General features: G+C 68.1%; 13 protein-coding genes and 1 pseudogene. 11 read left to right on the forward strand and 3 right to left on the reverse strand.

Annotated features, from left to right (window positions below; translation table 11 throughout):
• Positions 1-111: 111 nt before the first annotated feature.
• The 3 genes from mobF to ACX1D3_RS17025 all read left to right on the forward strand — a co-directional run bounded on the left by mobF (position 112) and on the right by ACX1D3_RS17025 (position 11,532).
• Positions 112-5,793, forward strand: coding sequence for a MobF family relaxase (gene mobF, locus ACX1D3_RS17015; RefSeq protein ID WP_458996635.1), 5,682 nt, complete (start codon positions 112-114; stop codon positions 5,791-5,793).
• 103 nt (positions 5,794-5,896) lie between these two features.
• Entirely contained in the window at positions 5,897-6,277 is a 381-nt protein-coding gene (locus ACX1D3_RS17020) for a TnpV protein (protein WP_458996636.1), read from the forward strand.
• A gap of 116 nt (positions 6,278-6,393) precedes the next feature.
• Positions 6,394-11,532 (forward strand): helicase-like domain-containing protein, encoded by a 5,139-nt coding sequence (locus tag ACX1D3_RS17025; protein ID WP_458996637.1) that lies wholly within the window; start codon positions 6,394-6,396, stop codon positions 11,530-11,532.
• A gap of 173 nt (positions 11,533-11,705) precedes the next feature.
• Here ACX1D3_RS17025 and ACX1D3_RS17030 read toward each other — a convergent pair whose 3' ends face one another.
• On the reverse strand, positions 11,706-12,863 hold the full coding sequence (locus ACX1D3_RS17030) for a hypothetical protein (protein ID WP_458996638.1): 1,158 nt from the start codon (positions 12,861-12,863) through the stop codon (positions 11,706-11,708).
• Between the two features lie 127 nt (positions 12,864-12,990).
• On the opposite strand from ACX1D3_RS17030, the pseudogene ACX1D3_RS17035 reads away from it, so the two are divergent.
• Positions 12,991-13,929, forward strand: a pseudogene (locus ACX1D3_RS17035) (aldehyde dehydrogenase family protein); the annotation flags it as partial.
• A gap of 296 nt (positions 13,930-14,225) precedes the next feature.
• On the opposite strand, the gene ACX1D3_RS17040 reads toward ACX1D3_RS17035, so the two are convergent.
• Both ACX1D3_RS17040 and ACX1D3_RS17045 read right to left on the reverse strand, forming a co-directional pair.
• Complete coding sequence (locus ACX1D3_RS17040; protein WP_458996639.1) at positions 14,226-14,990, reverse strand: SDR family NAD(P)-dependent oxidoreductase; 765 nt, start codon at positions 14,988-14,990, stop codon at positions 14,226-14,228.
• 59 nt (positions 14,991-15,049) lie between these two features.
• A complete protein-coding gene (locus ACX1D3_RS17045) occupies positions 15,050-16,522 on the reverse strand; it encodes an FAD-binding oxidoreductase (RefSeq protein WP_458996640.1) in 1,473 nt (490 codons plus the stop codon).
• A 236-nt stretch (positions 16,523-16,758) separates the two neighbouring features.
• On the opposite strand from ACX1D3_RS17045, the gene ACX1D3_RS17050 reads away from it, so the two are divergent.
• From ACX1D3_RS17050 to ACX1D3_RS17080, 7 genes are all read left to right on the forward strand, one after another.
• On the forward strand, positions 16,759-18,144 hold the full coding sequence (locus ACX1D3_RS17050) for a sugar ABC transporter substrate-binding protein (RefSeq protein ID WP_458996641.1): 1,386 nt from the start codon (positions 16,759-16,761) through the stop codon (positions 18,142-18,144).
• A gap of 98 nt (positions 18,145-18,242) precedes the next feature.
• The gene (locus ACX1D3_RS17055) at positions 18,243-19,025 is read left to right on the forward strand and encodes an ABC transporter permease (RefSeq protein ID WP_458996642.1); all 783 of its coding nucleotides are present in this window, start codon (positions 18,243-18,245) and stop codon (positions 19,023-19,025) included.
• A gap of 5 nt (positions 19,026-19,030) precedes the next feature.
• Positions 19,031-19,228: a hypothetical protein gene (locus ACX1D3_RS17060; protein WP_458996643.1), complete on the forward strand. Its 198-nt coding sequence runs from the start codon at positions 19,031-19,033 to the stop codon at positions 19,226-19,228.
• Entirely contained in the window at positions 19,225-19,902 is a 678-nt protein-coding gene (locus ACX1D3_RS17065) for an ABC transporter permease subunit (protein WP_458996644.1), read from the forward strand. The genes ACX1D3_RS17060 and ACX1D3_RS17065 overlap by 4 nt, the downstream gene beginning before the upstream one ends.
• 25 nt (positions 19,903-19,927) lie before the next feature.
• Positions 19,928-20,290, forward strand: coding sequence for an ABC transporter permease (locus tag ACX1D3_RS17070; RefSeq protein WP_458996645.1), 363 nt, complete (start codon positions 19,928-19,930; stop codon positions 20,288-20,290).
• 46 nt (positions 20,291-20,336) lie between these two features.
• Positions 20,337-20,693 (forward strand): ATP-binding cassette domain-containing protein, encoded by a 357-nt coding sequence (locus tag ACX1D3_RS17075; RefSeq protein WP_458996646.1) that lies wholly within the window; start codon positions 20,337-20,339, stop codon positions 20,691-20,693.
• Positions 20,690-21,504 (forward strand): ATP-binding cassette domain-containing protein (locus ACX1D3_RS17080; RefSeq protein WP_458996647.1); only part of this gene is annotated, 815 nt, incomplete at its 3' end. The genes ACX1D3_RS17075 and ACX1D3_RS17080, both read left to right, overlap by 4 nt.

Consider the following 21,504-nt stretch of genomic DNA (forward strand, 5'->3'; position numbering starts at 1 on the left):
GGCGGCCGCCCCTCGCGTGATTCCCGGGCTTCGGTCCCATGAGATTCAGCGGAAGTTGGTTCACGCTGTGGCCGGGTCGGGTTCGGGTTGGTAGAGGGTGTGACGGCTTCTTTGCACAAGCTGACTGCCGGGTCGGGGTATGACTACCTGACCCGGCAGGTCGCTGCGCAGGACTCAACAGAGAAGGGCCACGCATCGCTGACGAGCTACTACACGGAGAAGGGTGAGGTGCCGGGTCGGTGGGTCGGTACCGGCCTGGCGGCCCTGGAGATGGAGCCGGGGAGTGCGGTGTCGGAGGTACAGATGCGTGCCTTGTTCGGGGCCGGGTTCCATCCGGACATGGAGGCCCGGCTGGCTGCTCTCCCGGCCGACGCGACGCAGGCGCAGATCCGCCAGGCGGCCCGCCTGGGGTCGCCGTTCCAGGTGCGGACGGCGGCCACGGTGTTCCAGCAGGAGGTCGCGGTCCGGTGCAGTCAGTGGGCTGCAGCTAACGGGCTGGACAGTGGTGGGACGGTGCCGGTGGATGTGCGGGCTGGTATCCGCAACGAGCTCGCCACTGCTGGCTTCCAGCAGAGGATGGGGAGGGCGCCGAGCGGGGTGGAGTTGTCGTCGGAGGTGGCGACGTTGACGAGGAACCCGACGATCGCGTGCGCGGGCTATGACGTGACGTTCACGCCGGTGAAGTCCGTCTCGGCCCTGTGGGCGGTGGCGCCGCAGGAGATGGCGGCGCAGATCGAGGAGGCTCACAACGCGGCTGTCGCGGACGCGCTGCGCTATCTGGAGGAGCGGGTCCTGTTCTCGAGGCGTGGGCATGGTGGGGTGCGGCAGGTCGAAGTCACCGGCCTGGTCGCGGCCGCGTTCACGCATCGGGATTCGCGGGCGGGGGATCCGAATCTCCACACCCATGTCGCTGTCGCGAACAAGGTCCAGACCTTGGATGGGGCGTGGTTGGCGGTCGACGGCCGCCCGCTGCATGCGGGGATGGTGAGCATCTCGGAGGTGTACAACACGCAGCTGGAGGCCCATCTGACTGACCGACTCGGGGTCCGGTTCGCGGTCGAGGTTGCGCGGGATCCGGGTAAGCGTTCGGTGCGGGAGATCGTCGGGGTGCCGGCCCGGTTGCGGGAGGCGTGGTCGAGCCGGCGGGCGGCGATCGAGGCCCGTCAGGCGGAGTTGGCAGTCGACTTCCAGCACGCTCATGGCCGGCCGCCGACACCGGCCGAGGCGATCGCGTTGGCGCAGCAGGCCACCCTGGAGACCCGCCAGGCCAAGCACGAACCCCGCAGCCTCGAGGAGCAGCGCACCACCTGGGCGACCCAAGCCCGTGCCGTCCTCGGCGACGACGGGGTGGCCCGGATGCTCACCGACGTGACCGCCGCCGGCCGCCGGTCGGGGCCTCCGGTCACGACGGAATGGGTCGACTCTGTGGCCGATGAGATGGTGGCCCGGATGGGTGTGTCGCGGGCGTCGTGGACGGTGTGGCACCTGCAGGCCGAAGCGTCGCGTCGTGCCCGGGAACGCGCCACGGACCCGCGGCAGGCGGAGGAGTTGACCGCCGCGCTGCTGGCGGCCGCGACCGCCAGGTGTCTGCCGGTGGCCGGCTGGACCGATCCGGTCAGTGATCCGCAGATGTTGCGGCGCAATGATGGGGAGAGTGTCTACAGCACCGTCGGTGGCCGTCGGTTCACCTCCACCGCCGTCATCGAAGCGGAGGAGACGATCACCGCGGCCGCCGGCATGACGGATGGGCGGCGGGTCGAGGAGGTCGACGTCACGGTGGCGCTGCTGGCCTCCACCGCCGGCGGGGTGGCGTTGAATGCGGGGCAGATCCAGCTGGTGCGGCGAATGGCGACCAGTGGTCGGCGGGTGCAGGTGGGGTTGGCGGCGGCCGGGTCGGGGAAGACCACAGCGTTGGCGGTGTTGGCCGGCGCGTGGCGGGAAAGCGGCGGCACCGTGCTGGGTCTGGCTCCCTCTGCGGTCGCGGCGGGGGTGTTGGGGGAGCAGGTCGGGGCCTCGGCGACGCTGGCGAAGATCGCCCACGACCTCCACCACAACCCTCGCGCCGTGGAGGCTCTGATCGGTGCGGAGACGTTGTTGATCGTCGACGAGGCCGGGATGGCCGATACCCCCACGCTGGCGGTGGTGGTCGGGTTCGCTGTGGGGCGGGGGGCGTCGGTGCGGCTGATCGGTGATGATCAGCAGCTCGCCGCGGTCGGCGCCGGCGGCGTGCTGCGCGACATCACCGAGACCCACGGCGCGGTACAGCTGACCGAGATCATGCGCTTCGCGGACCCCGCCGAAGCAGCAGCCTCCCTCGCCTTGAGGGAGGGCCGGCTCGAGGCGCTGGGCTTCTACCTCGACCAGGGACGCATCCATGCCGGCTCCGAGGAGACCGTGCTGCGTGACGCGCTGGCCGGCTGGCTCCGCGATCGTGGAGCAGGGCTCGACAGCGTGATGCTGGCCGGGACCCGCGACCAGGTCGCCCAACTCAACCGGTGGGCCCGCGACCACCGCCTCACCGGCACCCCCGACGACACGCCGCCGGCGGTGGTGGTGGGGTTGTCGGATGGGAACGTGGCGTCGGTCGGGGATGTGATCGTCACCCGACTCAATGACCGGCGGCTCAGTGTGAGCGTGACGGATTGGGTGAAGAACGGTGACCGGTGGACCGTCACCGGTGTCGACCCGGCCGGCGCACTCCGAGCAGTGCACCGCAGCACCGGGCTGCGGGTCGTGCTGCCGCCGGCGTATGTCTCGGAGCATGTGGAGCTGGGGTACGCGGTGACGGTGCACTGCGCTCAGGGAGTCACCGTCGACACCACCCACACCGTCCTGACCGGGACGGAGGCCAGGCAGCAGCTGTATGTGGCGATGAGCCGCGGCCGCGAATCGAACCAGACCTATGTTCAGGTCGTCGACGGGGGAGAAGAGAATGCCCCGATCCATCCCGCGACGCTGCGGCCGGTCACCGCCGGCGACGTCCTGGAGCAGGTCCTGGCCCGGGACGGATCCTCCCGATCGGTGACCACCGAAGCCCGACAGGCAGTAGACCCGCACACCCGGCTGGGGCTGGCGGCCGCCCGCTACACCGACGCGGTGACCGTGGCCATCGAACAGCTACACGCCGACGCCGCCACAGAGTTGGATGAGCAGGCCGACCAGGTGGTGGAGCATCTGACGTCCTGCCCAGCGTGGCCGACGCTGCGGTCCCATCTCCTGCACGCGGCCGCCGACAGCGCCGCTACGCCGCTGGAGGTGTTGCGGGCGGCGGTCGATGCCCGTGAGCTGGGCACGGCGACGGATCCGGCGGCGGTGCTGACCTGGCGACTCCCCGACTCCGCGGGTGTGGGGCCGTTGCCGTGGCTCCCCGCCATCCCCGCCACCCTCGCCGCGCATCCGCAGTGGGGACCGTATCTGGCGGCGCGTCAGCGCTTGGTGGAAGCCTTCGCTGTCGAGGTGCGCGGCGCTGCGGCCGGGGTGTCGCGGCCGGTGTGGGCGCTGCCCGGGCAGACGCTGACGACGTCGAGCGTGGGGGAGGTGGAGGTGTGGCGGGCGGCGTGGCAGGTCGACCGCGCGGACCGGCGCCCCACCGGCCCCGCCCAGCTCGGGGCCGCTGCGCACCGCTGGCAGCAGCGTCTCCTGGATCGGTTGCGGCCTGCGCATCCGGTGGGGGTGTGGACCGATCTGCTGCGCGACGTCCGCGCTGATCTGCCCCGCGACCCCTACGCCACCGTCTTGGCGCACCGCCTCGCCGCCCTGCATCAGGCCGGGGTGCCGGTCACCGAGCACCTCGCCGCCGCCGTGGCCGACGGGCCGCTGCCGGCGGAACAGCCTGCGGCCGCGTTGTGGTGGCGGCTGGCCCGCCACCTCGCCGCCGTCGACGGCCCCACCCTCCCTGCCTGGGAAGGATCACTGGTGGATCGGCTTGGGTATGAGGCGGCGGCGGAGTTGGAGGCCAGCCCCTGGTGGCCACACCTGGCCGCCGCACTCACCCACGCCACCGACCACGGACACCACCTCGACAATCTGATCACCCCGACGGCGGATGTGTCCGGGTTCGATGACGCGTGTCAGGCGATGCTGTGGCGCACACATCAGGCCACCGCCAACCCACCCGATGAGATGGAGCCGCCGCATCCCGATGAGCTGCCGCCTGAGGGGATCGAGGACATCGACTGGTCCACCCGCACCGCCGACCTCGCGGCCGCCGCGAGTTTGCGGGAGCGTACCGATCCGGACTTCACCGAGGTCGAGCTGCGGCAGGGGTTCGCGGCCGCCGACCGCTGGGCCGAGACCCCCCACACCCCACGGCGCCTCGCCCAGGTCACCGAGGCCGCGGCCGGGTTCTTCGAGACCCAGCTGCCCGCCAGCTGGAGCCAGCACTACTTCACGGAGCGGTTCGGGCAGGATCTCGCCGGCGACCCGCGGTTCCGTGTCGGGCACGCCCCCGCGGGCTGGACGTCCCTGGTCAGTGCGCTGCGGAAGCAAGGGTTCGACACCGCGGAACTGCTCGCGGCGGGGGTGGCCGCCACCACGAGGCAGGGCACCGTGGTCGACCGATTCCGCGACCGCGCCATCCTCCCCATCACACATGAAGGCGTCATCGTCGGGTTCGTCGGCCGCCGGCACCCCGACGCCGGCGACGACCACGGGCCGAAATACTTGAACAGCCCCGCCAGTGCACTGTTCGCGAAACGAGACGTCCTCTACGGCCACCACCACCTCCATGGCACCGCCACGCCGGTGATCGTGGAGGGCCCGATGGACGCGATCGCGGTCACCCTCGCCGGCCACGGGGCCTTCGTCGGCGTCGCACCGCTGGGAACCGCGCTGACCCCGGAACAGACGCTGCTGCTGCGCGACGGACCCACCCCGCTGATCGCCACAGACGCCGACAACGCCGGCCACGTCGCAGCCGAGAACACCTTCTGGCTCCTCGCCCAGCACCGCCGCGACCCACGCCGCCTGCTCCTCCCAGCCGGCGGAGACCCAGCACAGCTACTCCAACAGCACGGCCCCGACGCCCTCCACCATGCGCTGGCCGAGGCCACCACGGCGCAGGGGGAGCTGATGATCCGTGACCGTCTCACGTTCCTCCACCCCGCCGAGGCTGGCCGGCAGGTCGCCGAGATCATCGCCGCCCGCCCCCCAGCCACCTGGCAGCAACACCAGGCCCAGGTGCCGGAGGAGCAGACTCGACACCTGGTGACGCGGATCCATGCCTGGACCACCACCCCGGCCGCGGCCGCCGACCACGCACGCGAACAGACCAGGCAGATGCGCCGCCGCCTCGACCAGACCCCAGCCGACCGCTGGCAACGCTGGGCCGACCTGACCGGCCTGGCTGGGGTGGGGGAGTGGCCGCAGCTCGCCGCCCGGCTCGACGAACTCCACCACGCCGGCGCCGACACGACACTCTTGGCCCGGCGGCTGGCGAAGGTACCGGCCGCTGTCGCGGCCGCGACCCTGGCACGCCACGAGCCGGGGGCTGCGGTGGAGGTCGACTGGCGTCCCTGGGCTCAAGCGGTGAACCCGGCCCTGCTGGGTGAAGGGTGGGGGAGTGTGCAGGCGGACCTGCCCAGGTTGCAGGCCGCCGGCACCGACCTCACCGCCCTGGCTCGGAGGCTGGCGGGTCGCGACCCGGAGAAAGTGATAGCAGGGCTGCGTAACGTGCTGCGCAACCTCGCCAGCCAGAGGCCGACCGGTTCGAAGGTGTCGGAGGGGCCCGAGATGATGACGCTACAAGGACTGTGGAGAGGGGTGGGTCGTGATGATGGTTCACGCGGTGTGTGACCTGAGTTGGGGTTCTTCGAAGGCATGGCGTCTAGAAGTCGATCCCGCTATGACCAGCCCTCGCTTGAGGAGTTGTGGCTCAGCGCAGATGAGGAGTCCGTTGATGAATCAGTACGGCCGGTTCGCCGAGCAGTCGTGGCAGATGCTGGCGCCGGCCAGGTACGCGGCTTTGGAGGATCCCAACCACTTCTTCTCGACGTTGGGGCAGGAGGCCCAGACGCGGGTGGTGTGGCTGGCCGAGCAGATGCAGGGCCCCGACCCGCAGGGCGAAACCTATTGGGAGAAGGTGGGTCGGCTCAACGCGATCCGGATGCAGGCCGAGGAGATCGTCCGGGCCGAGATGCTGACCCCGGAACCGGAAGTCCTGGAAGAGGAGGACGACGAGAACGCGGGCTTCGACCCGCAGACCTCTTCGATCCTGCAGCTGCTGATGGAGACTCACCACGCGATCCACGACAAGACGGGCCTGATCGAGGACCAGTAACCCCCACCCCACCAGCCCCTCCCTCGACCGCTGCCGCGTCCGCGGCCGGGCCGGTGGCCGGCGCGGTGGTGGGGTTTCGGGTTGGGGGGCAGGACGGTTTGGCGCCGTCGGGGGCGGTGGCCAGGTTCGATGCCAACGTGGCCGCGATCCGCGTCCTGCGCCGGGTGCAGGCCGAGAGCCGCCCTGCGACGCCAGGGGAGCAGGAGGTGTTGGCCCGGTGGGGGTCGTGGGGGGCGCAGGGCCTGTCGCAGATCTTCGACGAGTCCCGCCCCGATCATGCGCAGCGGCGCCAGATGTTGCGGGAGTTGCTGGACCCGGCCGCCTACGATGCGGCGCGCCGCACCACGATCAACGCGCACTACACGCATGTGGAGTATGCCCGCGCGATCTGGGACACCCTGATCGAACTCGGCGCCCCCACCGGGGGGCGGGTGTTGGAGCCGGGCTGCGGGGCGGGGGTGTTCATCGGGACCGCCCCCGAGGCGGTGTCGATGATGGGCGTCGAGCTCGACCCGACCACCGCCGCCATCGCCGCCCTGCTGTATCCAGCGGCGCGGATCCGTGCCGAGTCGTTTGCCGAGACCCGCCTACCGGGCGGGTACTTCGACGCCGTGGTCGGGAACGTGCCGTTCGCTGATGTCCGGCTCCATGACCCGCTGCACAACCCGCACCACTACGTGATGCACAACCATTTCCTGTCCAAGTCGGTGCAGCTGACCCGCCCCGGCGGTCTGGTGGCGGTGCTGACCAGCCACTACACCCTCGACTCGCGTGACCCGGCGCATCGCCGCGACCTGCACCACCTCGCCGACCTGGTCGGCGTCATCCGGCTCCCCACCGGCGCCCACACCGCGGCCGCCGGCACCGAAGCCGTCACCGACCTCCTCATCCTCCGCCGCCGCGTCGAAGGGGAGGCTCCGGGGGAGGATGACTGGATCTTCACCGACCCGGTCACCCTCCCCGGACCCCACGGCACCGAGGAAACCCTCCACATCAACCGTCGCCTGACCGCCAACCCGTCGCTGGTGCTCGGCCAGCCCGAGTGCAGGGTCGGGATGCACGGCGTCGCAGGCCTCCACATCACCCCCACCCCCGACCTCGACACCAGCGCCGCCCTCCGAGACGCCCTGGCCGGGATCACCCGGCAGGCCCGGGAGAAGGGGTGGACGTTCACGCCCTCCACCGGCGACTCGCCTGCGGTGGTGGGGGAGGGGGTGGTGGCTGAGCGGGATGGGCACCTGAGCGCGCACCCCGATGGCCGGTTCACCGTGGTCTCCGAGGGCGTGAACGTGGCGGTGGAGGTCCCGGTCAGGCAGCGGGTCGAGGTGCGGGCCCTGCTCGAGCTGCGGGACCAGGCCCGAGGCCTGATCGCGGCCGAGACCACCGCCGCCGATGGTGATTCCGGGTTGGAGGAGGACCGGCGAAGGCTGCTGCGGTCGTGGGAACGCTACGTCGAAGCGTTTGGGCCGATCAACCGGTTCACGTTGACGCAGCCGAAAGACCCGACCCGCAGACCGGCGCGGTTGATACCGGCGGCGGTGCGGCTGGTGACCCGCCTCGACCCCTACGGTCCGCTGGTCGCGGCCCTGGAACGCTTCGACGACGACACCGGCCTGGCTCTGCCCGCCGGGTTGCTGACCGCCCGGCAGATCGTGCCCCGGGAACCCGTCACCTCCGCCGAGACACCCTCGGATGCGGTCAGTGTCAGCCTGGACACCCTCGGCCGCGTCGACCTGCCCACCATCGCCGCCCTGCTGGGCTGCGACCAGACCCAGGCACGACAACGGATTGATGATCTGGTGTTCGACACCCCCACCCCCGAAGGCGACAGCAGCGGGGTGGTGTTGCGGGCCGAGTACCTCTCCGGCAACGTCCGCGACAAACTCGACCTCGCCCGCCAGGCGGCCGCCGTCGATCCCCGCTGGCAGCACAACGTGACCGCGCTGCGAGCCGTGCTACCCCCCGACCTGGGCCCAGGAGACATCACCGCCGCGCTGGGGGCGGTGTGGATACCGGCCGAGGATCACACCTTGTTCATGCGCGAAATCCTGCAGGATCGGCAGGCGAAGGTGACTCATATTCATGGCTCCGAGTGGGTGGTCGAGGGCAACAAGTGGTCGATGTCAGCGACCCACGATTGGGGGACCCGCCGGCTCACCGCCCCCGAACTGATCCAACGTCTGCTGACCCAGACGCAGATCCTGGTCAAGGACTCCCACACCGACCGTGACGGACGCAAGATCGACACGTTGAACGCCACCGAAACCGAGGCCGCGCAGGAGAAAGCCCGGCTGCTCGCGCAGCGGTTCGCCGGGTGGGTGTGGGAGGACCCCGAGCGTGGTGCGCGGCTGCAGGCCGAGTACAATCGCCGGTTCAACTCGATCGTGCTGCGCGATTACAGCGCCGAAGGCCAGCAGTTGACGTTTCCCGGTTTGGTGAACTTATTCACCCCGCGGCCGCATCAAAGGGCGGCGGTCGCGCGGATGCTCAACGAGCCATCCGTGGGCCTGTTCCACGTCGTCGGGGCCGGGAAGACCGCGGAGATGATCATCGGCGCCACCGAACTGAAACGCCTCCAGATGATCCGGAAACCCGCGATCGTGGTGCCCAACAACCTGCTGGCGCAGTTCACCCGCGACTGGATGCAGCTCTACCCCCACGCCACCGTCCTGGCCGCCGGCGCCGATGAAGTCACCGCCGACAAACGCCGCGCGTTCGTCGCCCGCGTCGCCGCCAACGACTGGGACGCGGTCATCCTCACCCGCACCGCCTTCCAAGCCCTCCCCTTGGACCCGCGCCGCGAACTCGACTACCTCACCGAACAGACCCGCGACATCCGCGCCGCCCTAATCCGGCTCGCTGACGCCGGCGGCCGCGCCGAATCCCGCGTCAAAGCCATCGAGAAGCAGATCCTGCGCGCCGAAGAGAAACTCAAAGCCAAACTCGACCAGCCCCGCGACCCCGGGATCAGCTTCGAAGAAACCGGCATCGACTACCTGGTCATCGACGAACTCCACGACTACAAGAACCTGCGCGTCGCCTCGAACATCCCCGGCGCCTCCATCGACGGCTCACAACGGTCCCAGGACCTCGACGCGAAACTGTGGTTCCTGCGCCACCGCTACGGGCATCGCGTGATCACCGGCGCCACCGCCACCCCGATCGCGAACTCCGTCACCGAGATGTACGTCATGCAGCACTACCTCGCCCCCCACCTCCTCACCCAGGCCGGGATCAACGACTTCGACTCCTGGGCCGCGACCTTCGGGGAAGTGGTCACCGGCTTCGAAACCAACATCACCGGCGACAAGTTCCAACTCCGCGCCAGATTCGCCCGCTTCACCAACGTTCCCGAACTCCTCACCATGTTCCACTCCTTCGGCGACGTGAAAACCGCCGCCGACCTCAACCTGCCCGTCCCCACCATCACCCCCCGCCACGACGGCACCCCCCTCCCGCAACTGCTCACCGTCGCAAAATCCGCGGCGTTGACCGGCTACATCGACGAGCTGGCCGACCGCGTCGACCTGATCGCCGGCCGACAGGTCGACCCCCGCGACGACAACATGCTCAAAATCGGCAACGACGGCCGCCTCGCCGCCCTCGACATGCGCCTGGTCACCGACCCCGACCAGCACCCCCTCCTCCACGAACCCGGCAAAGTCGACATCGCCGCCGCCGAACTCACCCGCATCTGGCACACCACCAAAACCCAGGTGTATCTGGACCCGGCCACCGGCCAGCCATCCCCGATCCTCGGCGGGTTGCAGATCGTGTTCTGTGACCTGTCGACCCCCAGCGACCAGTGGAACATCTACCACGAGCTCCGCGACCAACTCCACGCCAACGGACTCCCACCCGGATCGGTGCGGTTCATCCACGACGCGACCACCGACCAAGCCAAAGCCCGCCTGTTCGCCGACGCCCGTGCCGGGAAGATCGCCGTGCTGATCGGCTCCACCGCGAAAATGGGCACCGGCACCAACGTCCAAGACCGCGCCCTCCACGTCATGCACCTCGACGCCCCCTGGCGACCCGCCGACGTCACCCAACGCGAAGGCCGCGCCATCCGCCAAGGCAACCAGAACACCACCGTCCAAATCAGCCAGGTCATCACCGAAGGCTCCTTCGACACCTACATGTGGCAAACCCTCGAACGGAAAGGCCGGTTCATCGACCAGATCATGCGCGGCACCCTGGGCGGCGCCCGCGACATCGAAGACGTCTCCGAAGCCACCCTCAGCTTCGCCGAATTCAAAGCCATCGCCTCCGGCAACCCCCTCCTCCTCCAACACGCCCAAGCCCAACACGACCTGGCCCGCCTCACCCGCCTCGCCGAAGCGCACAAGCACACCCAGATCGCGCTCCGCCACACCATCAGCAGCAGCCAGCACACCATCGAGCACCTCACCGGCCGGCTCCCCGAACTCCACGCCGCCGCCGCACTCACGATCCCGACAGCGGGTGACGCGTTCCAGATCACCCTCAACGGTCAGCGCTACACCAAACGCGGCGACGCCGCCGACGAGCTGCACGCCATGTTCGCCCAGCTGAACCTCCGACCCGACCAGCACCTCGACCTCGGCCCCATCGCCGAACTCGGCGGCCACCACATCCAGATGACCGCACTCGGCAACGGCAACATCGCCTTCACCCTCACCGCCGCCGGCGACACCCCCGCCGTCACGATCCCGCACGCGGACCTCGGCAACCCGCAGAAAGGCACCCTCACCAAACTCGAGAACCTGATCAGCCGAGCCCTGCCAGCCCTCATCGCCGGCCACGAAGAATCCCTAGCCGAACACCACACCCGCCACGCGCACGCCACCGCCCTCCACGGGCAACCCTTCCCCCACCAAGACGACCTCGACACCGCCCGACAGCGCTACACCGCCATCAACGAACAACTCACCCACCAAACCCCCCTCACCAGCCCCAACACCCCCGACGACGCCGACGGCGACCAGGAACGGTTCGACACCTGGGCACACGCCACCAACCCCGCCCTCCTCACCGACCCCAACCGCGACACCACCCGCATCCACCTGACCCGGCTGGCGCGCCTCGGCGCCGACCTCGATCACCTCTCCACACGCCTCAAAGGCCTCCACCCCCAGGCCATCCACCGCGCCCTCGAAACCAACCTCCGACAACGAACCACACCCCCGCCGACCAACAGCACCACCCTGCACACGACCCAGCATCCGATGGGTCACACCCGGTCGACGGCGCCCCGGCACACGCCACCCAGATAGAGGCCAAGCGGGACCTCGGCCTTCGGGGGAGATCCCGGGTCACTCAACACGGGAAGGGTGGGCTGGGGTGGTCAGGAGCGGCGTTTGGACGCCGGGCCCAGCGCCCCTGGCGAGATAGGCGCGCTCCGGGACTGCGCAGGTGGGGTGACAGTGTGCTGGTGTGACTGTCGGCCTCACGAATGCTGAGTGCGGCGGTCAAGTTCGTACAGATAGTAGAGATCATGTCTTTGTGTGGCTGACTTGCCCCGATAACTATCCATGGCTCCCTGGACCAGGCCGGGGGCTACCGCGGCCCCCGCCGCCAGTCCGGCGGTAAGGGCTCCCTCCAACTGGAACTGCGTGCCCGTAAAGACGGTAAGGGCGGCAGGCGCCCAGCCCTTGGCAATATCGCCCACGTTCCTTCCCAGGCTGCGAACAACCTCACGCACTAGCGAGTGATCCGCCATGGCGGTGCGGATGTCGTTGATCGTGGGACCAACCTCAGTCCGCCAGACCGCATCCACCTCGGCCTGCACGTGCTCACTGAACGGTGTGGTTTGCAGCTGTCCGCGCAGATGTGCCACCTTCCTGCGGTACCTATCGAGCGGGTCATCGAGGTCTTGCCTCAGTTCCATCGCCTCTTTGAGCGGGACCGACGGGAACGCGGGGAGTCTCGAGAGCAGCCCTGTGCCCAGAATGGCTTCGGCCGCGTTGCTCACCGACCGCTCGGGAGGCCGCACGTGCCCCTCGCTGATGAGGGACCTCGTCATCGAAGCCATCTGCTCGTCGAGCAGCACGAACATGTTCGGGTCGCGAAGGTAGCGCTTCAACTCGCTCAGGAAGGAGCTGATCACTTGTTCGGAATCGTCGCTGACGACTACGTTCTCGTTCAACCGAACGAGAGTGCCCGACAGGGCTGACTCCAACTCAGCAACGCCGGACTCGACGCGCATTTCTTGGCCGATCCGCTGGATGTCGCCCATCGCTGACGCCGCCTGATTACCTACCTCTTCAAGCAGGCCGGCAAGGTCGGCCATGCCAGCCGCGGACTCTGGGCTGGTGCTCGCCAGTGCCCGCACAGCCTCGGGGTTGATCATGAACAGTGCGCGCAGCAGCTCGCGGTTCTCTGCCACCTTGCCGCCGCCCATGCGGGCGAGCGTCTGGTCATCCAAGCTGGCGATCAAATTCAGCAGAGCCCCAGGCTCGTTGTTGCTGAAACTCACGACGTCTCGCACCATGCGGCTGCTCAGGCTCAGGACCTCGATGGTGTCGGCGTAGAGGAGTCCGGCCTTGACGAGCTCGATTTCGTGATGGACGCTGGGTCCGCTGGCCGCATTGTCGATACCGGTCACGATCGCAAGGTGTGTCCTCACGAGGGTTGGCTTGGTTCGTCGTCTCGCGGTCGGTGGGGTTGACCGTCGCTTCATCTGGCGCTTCCTTCCCGCACTGGCCGCAGATTCTATCGGGGGCCGTGATGGCCTAGCAGCGGGCTGCACCGTCGTCCTCAAGCCCAGCGAGGTCGCACCGCTCAGCGCGTACATCCTCGCGGAGGTGTGCGACGAGATCGGGCTGCCGGCCGGAGTGCTCAACCTCGTCAGCGGTCGCGGCGTCCCCGTCGGCGAGGCGATCGCCACCTCGCCGGACATCGACATGGTCTCGTTCACCGGTTCGACCGCCGCCGGCGTACGGGTCAGCGAGCTCGCCGCGCCCACGGTGAAGAAGGTCGCGCTGGAGCTCGGAGGAAAGTCGGCGAACATCATCCTCGACGACGCCGATCTGGAAGAGGCCGTCGCCGCGGGCGTCGCCAACTGCTACTTCAACGCGGGGCAGACCTGCACGGCGCTCACCCGCATGCTCGTCCCCGAGAGCCTGCTGCCGGAGGTCGAGGCGATCGCTAAGTCCGCGGCCGAGAGCTTCGTGTACGGCGATCCGTTCTCCGAGAAGACGCAGCTGGGGCCGGTGGTGAACGCGCGGCAGCTCGACCGCGTCGAGGAGCTCATCGCCACGGGCGTCGAAGAAGGCGCAACGCTGGTCACCGGCGGCGGCATCCGTCCGACCGGAAAAGGCTATTTCGTCGAGCCCACGGTGTTCTCAGGTGTGACCAGCGACATGACGATCAACCGGGTGGAGATCTTCGGACCCGTCCTGTCGATCGTCCCGTACCGCGACGAGGAAGAGGCGGTCGCGCTGGCCAACGAGAGCGAGTTCGGCCTCGCGGGTGGCGTGTGGTCCGGCGATGAAGACAGAGCAGTGAAGGTGGCCCGACGACTGCGTACCGGCCAAGTTTCTGTGAACGGCGGCGGTTTCAACAACGAGGCTCCGTTCGGCGGATACAAGAAGTCGGGTGTTGGCCGAGAGGCCGGAGCAGCGGGGTTCGAGGAATACCTCGAGATCAAGTCGATCCATCGCTCCAACTAAAATGCTTGGCGGGTGACGCTCATGGCGTCACCCGCCAAGTCACGGTGGGGTGGTTGTCCAGCGCGACTGTGGCTCGCCTCCACGAAAAGAGTCGGGCCACACGCCGTTGTTCAGGCCGACTCGGAGGGATCATGTCTCGCGCGCCTAACCACGGCCTGAACTGTCTGGAACTCCCATCTAGACCGCGACACGTACCATTTGCACCTTTCTCGGACTCGCAGTCGGGACGCAAGGTCGGCGGGAGCATCTCTGGACGAGATATGCACGCGCCCACCATCCCGAGGCTCGAGATATCGCTACCAGGCGGTGTAGCCTCCATCGACGAGATAGTCGGCACCAGTGACGAAGCTCGCGGCGTCGGACGCGAGGAACGCCACGACGGCCGCGACCTCGTCGGTCTCCGCCGCGCGCCCCATCGGCGTCATCCGGAACCAGACGTCGGTGATCGCTTCGCGGCCCGCCGTCGTCTTGTCGAACATCTCCGTGCGCGTGTAGCTGGGGGAGACGGAGTTGACCCGTACGCCCCGGGGCGCCCATTCGCTCGCGAGCGACCTGGTGAGGCCGAGGATCGCGGCCTTCGACGAGTTGTACGCCGCCCCGGGATGCGGCGTGTTGGCGATGTGGGCCGAGATCGAGGCAATGTTCACGATCGAGCCCGAGCCCTGCTCGACCATACGCCGAGCTGCTGCGCGGGCTCCGTAGTAGGCGCCGAACACGTTCACCTCGTAGATGCGTGCGAAATCCTCGTCGGTCATATCGAGAGCGGGCACCTCGATCACGATGCCTGCGTTGTTGACCCACACGTCGAGGCGCCCGTGCTCGGCCACGATGCGATCGACGGCGTCCTCAAGTTCGCCGGAGACGGTGACGTCGGCCTGGATCCAGTGACCGCCCCATTGCTGCGCCGCGGCCCGTGCGCTCTCGGGGTCGCGGTCGATGACGACGGGGATCGCGCCGGAGGCGTGCAGTGTGCGGCAGATCGCGCCGCCGATGCCCTGCGCGCCTCCTGTGACGGCGGCGATCCTGCCGTCGAGCCCGCCGATCGGATACGGAGCTTTCATCACTGCCTCCTCGTCGATGGAAGAGGGGTGACGGCCTCGGCCGCCACCCCTCCACCGGATCAGTCTTTCAGCGCATCCTCGGGGACGAGCGTTCCCGGGTTCATCGTGTTGTTCGGGTCGAAGAGCTTCTTCAGCCCGACGAGGATCGGGAACGCCGAGCCCAGCTCGTCGGCGATGCGCGCCACGCGCATCTTGCCGACGCCGTGGTGGTGCACGATGCCCCCGCTGGGCTGCTTGAGCACCTCGGTGGCGACGGCGTCCTTGACCGCGCGATCGGACTGCCACATGTTCAGAGGCTCGTCGTCCTTGATCGCCAGCTGATAGACGAAGTAGATGTTCGTGCCGTTCTGGTAGCTGTGCGAGACGTGACCCCCGATCATCGTCATGTTCTCGATCTTTCCCGGTACGTTAGAGATGACGTCGCGGTAGATCTTCTTGATGTCGCTCCAGCTGGCGGAGATCTCCACCGTCGTGTTGAACAGCCTGCTCGCGCGGTACTTGTCGCGGTTGGGCTCGGTCCCGAGCACCGCGTTGACGGCGTTGCGCTCGATCATCCAGTGGTCCACGACGTCGGTCCCGATGGAGCGGCCGCTGTGCGCCTCCGCGACGCGGTCGATCTTCGCCCCGATCGCCTGCGCGATCTCCGGCGGCGCCTCGGCGACGAAGAACATGCAGGCCTCGTCCTCGCCCAGCTCCACCGTGCCGTAGTTCATATCCATGTCGGCCTTGTCGTAGAGACGCACGACGGCGGGACGATAGCCCGAGGTGATGACCTCTCGGATCGCGTCGAGGCCGCTCTCGAAGTTGGGGACGACGTAGGCGCCGCGCCACTGGTCCTTGGAATAGTCGACGAAGACCTTGATGGTCACTTCGGTGATCGCGGCCCACGCGCCCTCGCTGCCCATGATGGTGTGGCGCAGGTCGGGACCCGCGGCGGCGCGGGGGACGGGACGCAGCCGGACGATCTCGCCGTCGGGCAGCACCGCCTCCATGCCCGTGAGCATGTCCTCGATGCCCCCGTAGTACGTGCTGAGCTGACCGATGCTGCGGGTGGACACCAGGCCCCCCATGCAGGCGAGCGGCTGGGACTGGGGCCAGTGCCCCGTCGTCAGGCCCTTCTCGTTCAGGAGTTCCTCGAGGTCCTTCAGGCGCATGCCGCCCTGTGTTGTGACCTGCATGTTCTCCTCGTCGAGGGAGATCAGCTTGTCCATGCCGCGCATGTCGACGATGACGGTCTTGTCGTTCACGACGAGCAGCTGGTCTTCGCTGCTCGAGGCGCCTGCCTGGAGCATTACGCTGATGCCGTGGTCGTCGCAGTGCTTCATGACCGCCGCGACCTCTTCTGTGCTGTGCACGCGCGCGATGCAGAGGGGAAGGAACTCGGGCTCGTAGCCGAAGGCCTTCTCGAACTGCCGCACGAGCACGCCCTCCGGACGCAGCAGCGCCTCACGGTCCGTCAGGACGCCGTCGTCCCCGACGATGCGCTTCAGGTCCGCTACGACGTCACTCGCAGTTGCCTCGCTAGATGACACACGGTCTCCTCTGTTCAGCCCGGTTCGCCGGGCAGTTTGTAGTAATCTTTCACCCAAGATAGGGGAGAAGCCGGCGCACCGCAAGAAAAACAGAGATCTGGCGAGTTCTCTTGCCAATGGCTGCCCTATCTGTGTAGTTTCCTTTCAATGGTTCTGATCGGCCGCGATCACGACGTCACCGTGTCCGCCCGTCCCGAAGGCGGGACGTGGAGTGTCCAACGAAGGGTGCAAGAAACATGAAGCTGACCACACGTCCAGGCCGTCTCATCGCGGGAATAGGCCTCGCAGCACTGCTGATCGGCACCGCCGGCTGCAGCTCCCCGGCGGACCGGGACCAGCCGCCCGCATCCGCCGGCTCCGAAGAGCCGGCCTCTACGAGCTCCGACCCGGCGGTCGCTGCGCTTCTGGACGAAGTGAAGGACAAGGCCGATCTCGACGCGCTCGCCTTCTTCGAGTCGCTCGCCGATGAGGGGCTCTCTGACGCCCAGGTGATCGACTTCTTCGTGAATCTGCCGCTGTCGGACGCCAACAAGGAGATCCACGACCTCTACAACTCGCGGGGATTCGCCAACGGCGCTGAGGCATATCCGGCTGCCGAGATGGTCGACGGCTTCGAATGGACCTCCGGAATGGGCAGGGAGATCTCCGGTCCATTCACCGATCAGGAGCTGAAGCTGCCGTTCTCGGACGACTACATCCCGATCCCGGAGGGCCCCGTCGGCGACGCGAACGAGACGTACACGATCGGTCTGCTGTCCGGCGGCCTGTCGGATGCCTGGATCGCGAACTACCAGGACAGCGTGGGCTACGAGGCTGGACGCCACAGCAACGTGACCCTGGACGTCCGCGACTACAACTTCGACATGGCGAAGTACGCGACCGAGATGGACGCCCTGATCGCAAAGCAGGTCGACGCGATCGTGACCTGGCCGATGGTGGAGTCCTCGTCCACCGCCCCGGTCAAGCGCGCCGAGGAGGCCGGCATCCCGGTCATCACCGCCGATCGCACGAGCGGATACGCCGACGTCGCGGCCCGCGTCACGGGCAACTTCCCCGCCAACGGGGCGCAGAACGGCATGTACCTCGTGTGGAAGCTCGCACAGGAGAGCGGCGGGGAGGAGGTCGCCGGAAACGTCGTGGTGCTGGGCAAGCCCGCCGGAAGCACCGCGGACAACATCCGCGGGGGCTATTTCCTGAAGGTGTTGAGCTACTTCCCGGGGATCACCGTCCTCAAGTACGAGAACATCGACGACAACCGCCAGGCATCCGCCGAGGCCGCGCAGAACGCGTTCGCGACCTACAACGACATCGACGCTGTCTTCGGCGCGGACTCCAACAAGGCGGCCGTCGCGGCACAGGCCGCGGAGCAGGCCGGCCGCCTGACTCGGGACGGCGGCGAGCCGCTGATCATCCTCTCCACGGACGACGCGAAGGAGATCTTCTCGCTCCTCGATGCCGGCAAGGTCTCCGTCAACACCCCGTACACACCGCTGATCGGCGATGTGCAGATGCGCGTCGCGCTCAAGATCCTCGCCGGGGAGGACATCCCGCAGGACGTCGCGACCCCGAACATCCCCATGGTGACGAAGGACGGCGACAAGATCTTCGGCTGCAGACGCTGAAGCCCTCGGAGTGGATCCAGTACACCTTCGGGTGAGGCGGGCCTCGAGCCTTCCCACCTACTACACGGGCCGGCCGGTCCTCCTTCCGGCCGGCCCCGTTGAGAACGGAGTCTCTACCGCATGCCGACCACGACACGGAGGTCCTCGCCGGCGACGAGCACGCTGCTCCTGTCATCGCGATCCTGGCGGTGTTCATCGTCATCGCCGCCGTGTTCATCCCCAACTTCTTCGCGCCGACGAACCTCGCCAACATCACGCGGCTCTATGCGCCCGCGGGAATCATGGCCATCGGTCTGTCGATGGTGCTGCTGACGGGCGAGATCGACGTGTCCGTCGGCGCGATCGCATCCGTGTCGGTCATGACCGCGACGCGATTCGTAGACATCGACCAGCTGCTCGCGATCGTGATGGCCCTCGTCGTCGGGGTGGTCTGCGGGCTCGTAAACGGATTCGTCGTCACGAGACTGCGGGTGCCGTCCCTGATCGTGACGATCGGAACGCTCAGCCTGTTCGGCGGGCTCGCCGCGGTGGTCAACTCGCAGACGAAGTTCTTCGAGGACCGCTACCCGCTCTACTCGGCTCCCAGCAGGGCGAACCTCCTCGGAGTCCCCCTCGCGTTCGTGATCTGCGTCCTCATCGCCGCACTGCTGTGGTGGGTGACGGCACGCACCGCGTTCGGACGGCGCATGTACTTCGTCGGCACGAACCGGCGCGCCGCCTGGATGAGTGGCGTGCGCGTCGACCGCATCCGCATCATCGCGTTCACGATCTCGGGGTTCTGCGCAGCGCTGTCCGGCTACCTGCTGAGCGCGCAGATCGGCAACGCGGCCGTGACATCGGCACCGGGCAGGAGATCACCGCCATCGCGATCGCCGTGCTGAGCGGCGTGTCCCTCTTCGGCGGCAGGGGGTCGATCGCGGCCGTGCTGATCGGCACGCTCACACTCGGCGTCTTCATCAACATGCTGGCCTTGTTCCGCCTGGGCAGCTACTTCAGCCTCGCGATGCAGGGCGTGCTCGTGATCGCCGTCGTGTTCCTGTTCGGCATACTCAACCGCCGGGCGACGAAGGAGGATGCGTCATGACCGAGGTGCTCCGCGAGGTCTCGTCCCGCACCCGCCGGGGTCTTCCCGGATGGCTCATGCTCGACCTCATGCTCGTCGCGGTCATCGTCGTCCTCCTGCTCGTCGGCCAGCTCACACTCGGCGGCGGATTCCTGCAGCCGGCGAACATCCGCGTCATCCTCGTCGCGTGCGTCGTGGGAGGATTGCTCGCTATCGCGCAGGCGCTCGCGCTCATCGTGCGGGAGATCGATCTCGCCCTCGGCGCGACCCTCGTCGTCGCTCCCCTGCTCGCGGCGTACTCGGCCGACCAGATCACCTACGCGATGACGGGACGGGGCCTCCTCGTCGGCCTCACCGGCGTGCTGACCGGTGGCTGGTGGCTCATCGTGGGACTCACGGTGCTCTACTCCGTGGGGATCGGCATCGTGATGGGCATTCTCATCGCCTATCTGAAAGTGCCCTCGTTCGTGGTCACGATCGGCATGAGCTTCATCATGATCGGTGCCGGATATGTCCTCTCACAGGGAACGCCCGTCGCCTTCCAAGACGTCGAAGGGTCCGAGTTCATCGGCAACGCGTTCATCGCCGGCCTCATCCCGTGGAGCTTCGTCTGCTTCGTGCTGGCCGCGCTCATCATGTCGTTCTTCATGAACTGGACGAAGCCTCGGCCCCCGTCTCTACGCGACGGGGGGTAACGCGCACGCGGCGGCGCTCACCGGCGTGGACACGAGGCGCTGGCGCGTCGTCGCCTACGCGGTCGCGGGCGCCATCATCGCCGTCGCCGCGATCCTCAATATGTCGCGCATGCAGGGCGTCGACGTCGGCCAGAACGCGAACTTCGCGTTGCAGAGCATCGTCATCGCCATCCTCGGTGGCGTCGGGGTGCGCGGCGGTGAGGGACGGATCTCGGGTGTCGTGCTCGCGACTGTCGCGTTCACCCTCTTGCTCCAGATCCTCAGCTCGTTCGGGTTCAACTACTACGCGCAGATGGCCGTGTCCGGCTTCGTCGTGCTCATCTTCACGGCCGTCAGCAAGCGGGCCGACAGCCAGCGGCTCCGGCGCATGAAGAAGATCGAGGTGTGACCATGTGTACGATCCACCTAACCGGGGCGCGCCGAAGGGATGTTGCATGACCGATCTGCTGCTCCAACTGGACGCCATCAACAAGTCCTTCTTCGGCAACGCCGTCCTCACCGACGTGAGCTTCGAGCTGACGGCGGGCGAGATCGTCTCCCTCGTTGGCACCAACGGCGCCGGGAAGTCCACGTTGTCGTCGATCATCGCCGGCATCCACTCGCCCGACAGCGGCGTCATCCACATCGCGGGTAAGAAAGTGCACCTGCGCACGCCGCGCGACGCGGAGCGCCAGGGCATCGGCATGGTCCACCAGGAGCCGACCCTCGTGGACCAGCTCTCCGTCTACGAGAACATCTTCCTCAACGCGAGCTGCTCAGCCACGGCGGAACGCTCCGACGACGGGCGATGATCGACGAGAGCGCGCCGTCCTGGAATCCCTCGGGTACGGGGTCGATCCCGAGGCGCTGGGTGCGCAACCTCCCCCTCATCGACCGCGGCGTCGTCGCCATCGCTCGCGCCATGCTCGCCAGGCCGCGCATCCTCATCCTGGACGAGGTCACGGCGACGCTCAACGCGAAAGAGGTCGAGCACCTCTTCACCGTGGTCCGGCAGATCGCCAGCAGCGGGGTCGGCATCGTGTTCATCGGACACGACATGCGCGAGGTCGTCGAGATCTCCAATCGCGTCGTCGTGGTGCGCGACGGGCAGATCGGCGGCGTGCTGAGCGCGGGAGACGATCTCGACGAGGCCACGATCATCAGAATGATGCTGGGGGCCACCGCGGAATGGCAGGAGGGCCACGCGCAGGACGCCGATCGCGACCCCACCGACCCGACCGCGACGCCCCTGCTGAGCACCCGATCGCTCTCGCTCGACGGCATCTACGACGGCGTCTCGCTCGACGTCCGTGCGCGCGAGGTGGTGGGGCTGGCCGGCCTCAAAGGCGCGGGGATCAGCGAGCTCCTGTTCACGCTCTTCGGCGGCTACCGACCGTCGGATGGTGAGATCCGGCGCGACGGCGTCCGTATTCAGCCGCGCAGCCCGCGCGAGGCGATCGCGCGGGGGATCGGCATGGTGACCAACGATCGGCAGGGCGAGGGGCTGGCCCTCGGACTGGCGCTCTCCGACAACATCGTGATCGCCACGCTGCGGCGTTTCTCCCGGTGGCTGGGCTCCGTCTCCGAGCGGGAGGTCGACGCCGCCACCAGATCATCGATCGA

It is taken from the genome of Tessaracoccus yangjingae (genome assembly GCF_054483935.1).

Bases quoted from the DNA above. Each gene is read 5' to 3' on its own strand.
- ACX1D3_RS17075 (WP_458996646.1), top strand. From the start codon at position 20,337: ATGACCGATCTGCTGCTCCAACTGGACGCCATCAACAAGTCCTTCTTC.
- ACX1D3_RS17050 (WP_458996641.1), top strand. From the start codon at position 16,759: ATGAAGCTGACCACACGTCCAGGCCGTCTCATCGCGGGAATAGGCCTC.
- ACX1D3_RS17065 (WP_458996644.1), top strand. From the start codon at position 19,225: ATGACCGAGGTGCTCCGCGAGGTCTCGTCCCGCACCCGCCGGGGTCTT.
- ACX1D3_RS17020 (WP_458996636.1), top strand. From the start codon at position 5,897: ATGAATCAGTACGGCCGGTTCGCCGAGCAGTCGTGGCAGATGCTGGCG.
- ACX1D3_RS17040 (WP_458996639.1), bottom strand. From the start codon at position 14,990: ATGAAAGCTCCGTATCCGATCGGCGGGCTCGACGGCAGGATCGCCGCC.